Consider the following 2,374-nt stretch of genomic DNA (forward strand, 5'->3'; position numbering starts at 1 on the left):
CATCTGCGCACGGTCCTGCCAGTTGCGCGCGAAGTGGATCACGCCGCCGACCAGCGGATTGGCGATGCGCCGGCGGTCGGCGTCGTTCAGTTCGGTCGCCGCCACGTCGATGATCAGCGGCGCGTGGGTGCGGGCGGGCCCGGCGGTCATAGTTTCTCCACCACCACGAAGCTCGCGGCATATTCGGTTTCGTCGGTCACGGTGACGTGGGCCGTGAGGCCGCGGGCCTCGAACCACTCCTTGAGCTCGCCATGCAGCACGATGACGGGCTTGCCGCTGCGCAGGTTGGCGATTTCGCACAGGCGCCAGCTCATCGGCATGCGCATGCCAAGGCCGATGGCCTTGCTGAAGGCCTCCTTGGCGGAAAAGCGCGTGGCGAGATAGCTCAGGCCGCGCTTGGGCCAGCGTTCRCTGCGGGCCTTCCAGACCGCGAATTCGGCGTCGCTCAGCACCCGGTGGGCAAAGCGCTCGCCTTGGCGTTCGAAGGTTGCTGCGATGCGCCGCAGATCGCAGATGTCGGTACCAATGCCGTAGATCATGCCGCTCCAGCGCTCACTGCGCCTCTTGGATGCAGCGCAGGTATTCCTTGGTGGTGGCGGCGTAGCCCAGTTCGAGCGCATCGGCGATGAAGGCATGCCCGATCGACACCTCCTGGACGCCGCGCACTGCGCGCAGGAACGGCGTGAGGTTGTCGCGGCTCAGGTCATGGCCCGCGTTGAGGCCGAGGCCCGCCGCCTGCGCCGCGCGTGCGGCTTCGACATAGCGCGCCAGCACGGCCTGCTCGTCCGGCGTGCCGCGCGATGAGGCATAGCCCTCGGTATAGAGCTCGACGCGGTCGGCGCCTACCGCCTTGGCCGCGGCCATCATTTCGGGAATGGGGTCCATGAAGAGGCTCACGCGCACGCCCAGCGCCTTGGCTTCGGCAATCAGCGGGCGCAGCCGCTCGGCGTCTTCGGGGAAGCTCCAGCCATGGTCGCTGGTCGACTGGGTTTCGCTGTCGGGCACGAAGGTGGCCTGGTGCGGCTTCAGCGCGCGCACGAAGTCCATCAGGTTGTGGAAGGGGTTGCCTTCGATGTTGAACTCGATTGCGGGCCAATCCCTGGCCAGCAGCGCGGCCAGGTCGCTCACGTCGTGCGGCCGGATGTGGCGCTCGTCGGGCCGCGGGTGCACGGTGATGCCCTGCGCTCCGGCGGCAAGGCAGGCCTTGGCGGCGGTGAGCACGCTCGGAATACCGAGATGGCGCGTATTGCGCACCAGGGCCACCTTGTTGAGGTTGACCGACAGCGAGGTGGTAGCGGATTGGCCGGAAGTGCTCATAGGGCTTGCAAATCTCTCATCATCTGCCGCGTGCGCAGCGTGGACACACCGCAATGGTAGTTGAGCAGCGCGCGCAGCTGGTTCCTGAGGGCGCTGTTGCTGCCGGCGTTCATGGTCGCAATCTCGCGCAGCGTGGCCGTGAAGGGCGCGCGGTCGTCGAGCACGCCCTGCAGCGACTGCCAGTCGGCACCGGACAGCGCCGCCTCGCCTTCGGCCGCCAGCCGCAGGCCGGCTTCGGGCACCAGGGTGTAGCGGGCATCGGCCACGAGCGGCTCGAGCGTGAGGGTCTGCACGTCGAGCGACGGCAGCAGGCCCACTTCGCGCAGCAGCAGCAGCTCGAAGGCGCGCAGCGCCGCGGCCTGGGTGGCGGCCTGCGCGCCGGCATGGTCGCCGGCCAGCACCTGGACCACGCCCGCATAGGCATCGAACAGCGCCTCGTGGGCATCGTCCCGCGCCAGCAGGCGCAGCAGCAGTTCGTTGACGTAGTAGCCCGAGAGCAGCGCCTCGCCGGTCGGCATGACGTGGCCGCCCATCCACTCGGCGCCCTTGAGCGTGCGGATCTCGGCGTCGCCGCCGTAGTTGAGCTGCAGCGGCTGCAGCGGCAGCAGCACTGGCCTGAAATTGGAACTCGGCCGCTTCGCCCCCTTGGCCACCAGCGCGATGCGCCCGTGGTGGCGGGTGAAGACCTCGAGGATCAGGCTCGACTCGCTCCAGTCGTAGCGATGGAGCACGTACGCGGGTTCGTGCGAAACGCGGTGGGCAGCGGCCACTTCATTCGTAGCCGAACGAACGCACGCGGGCCTCGTCGTCGGCCCAGCCGGACCGCACCTTGACCCACAGTTCGAGGAACACCTTGGCGTCGGCCAGCTTTTCGAGCTCGACCCGCGTTTCCATGCCGATGCGCTTGATGCGCTCGCCCTTGTCGCCGATCACCATGGCCTTGTGGCCGTCGCGCTCCACCACGATGGTGGCGGCGATGCGCAGCAGGCGCTTCTGGCCCTTTTTCTGCGGCGGCTCTTCCTCGAACTTGTCGATGATCACGGTCGAGGTGTAGGGC

4 protein-coding genes and 1 pseudogene are annotated in these 2,374 nt (G+C 68.1%); all 5 read right to left on the minus strand.

Annotated elements, in window-relative coordinates:
- A pseudogene (locus tag AC1DOC_RS29615) lies at window positions 1-150 on the minus strand (beta-N-acetylhexosaminidase); the annotation flags it as partial.
- Window positions 147-539, minus strand: a complete 393-nt coding sequence (acpS, locus tag AC1DOC_RS29620) for a holo-ACP synthase (protein ID WP_012746551.1) — start codon at window positions 537-539, stop codon at window positions 147-149. The pseudogene AC1DOC_RS29615 and the gene acpS, both read right to left, overlap by 4 nt.
- 13 nt (window positions 540-552) lie before the next feature.
- A complete protein-coding gene (locus tag AC1DOC_RS29625; RefSeq protein WP_436287356.1) occupies window positions 553-1,317 on the minus strand; it encodes a pyridoxine 5'-phosphate synthase in 765 nt (254 codons plus the stop codon).
- Entirely contained in the window at window positions 1,314-2,087 is a 774-nt protein-coding gene (gene recO, locus AC1DOC_RS29630; protein WP_012746549.1) for a DNA repair protein RecO, read from the minus strand. Before recO ends, AC1DOC_RS29625 begins: the two co-directional genes overlap by 4 nt.
- Before the next feature lies 1 nt (window position 2,088).
- On the minus strand, window positions 2,089-2,374 hold a 286-nt coding region (locus tag AC1DOC_RS29635), incomplete at its 5' end, for a KH domain-containing protein (protein WP_478131120.1).

Source organism: Variovorax sp. 01T439_2, from assembly GCF_056398445.1.